At 63.4% G+C, this 235-nt stretch carries 1 protein-coding gene; it reads right to left on the bottom strand.

Going from position 1 to position 235, the window contains the following annotated elements:
• Positions 1–235: VCBS domain-containing protein (locus AACW18_RS15900; RefSeq protein ID WP_218390099.1), on the bottom strand; the 235-nt coding region annotated here is incomplete at both ends.

The raw sequence follows: 235 nt of genomic DNA, 5'->3' as shown, positions 1-235 counted from the left end.
ACCCTTGATCTCGGCACCGTCATTGACGCCGGTGATGGTGATGGTCACGGTGTGGCTGGTGCCATCCAGGCTCTGTACGGTGAAGGTCTCGACCTTGGTCTCGCCTTCGCCCAGGTACTGCACCTTGCTGTTGGCGACCTCATAGCTCCACTTGCCAGCCGCATCGATGGTCAGGCTGCCCAGGGCATTGGCACTCGGCGCGCCCACACCCGGTTTGAACTCGGCCTCGTCCGCC

Source organism: Aeromonas sp. sia0103 (assembly GCF_963895295.1).
Taxonomy (GTDB): domain Bacteria; phylum Pseudomonadota; class Gammaproteobacteria; order Enterobacterales; family Aeromonadaceae; genus Aeromonas; species Aeromonas encheleia.
Note: the sequence above shows the minus strand (reverse complement) of the source record. Positions and strands in the feature narration are given on the sequence as shown.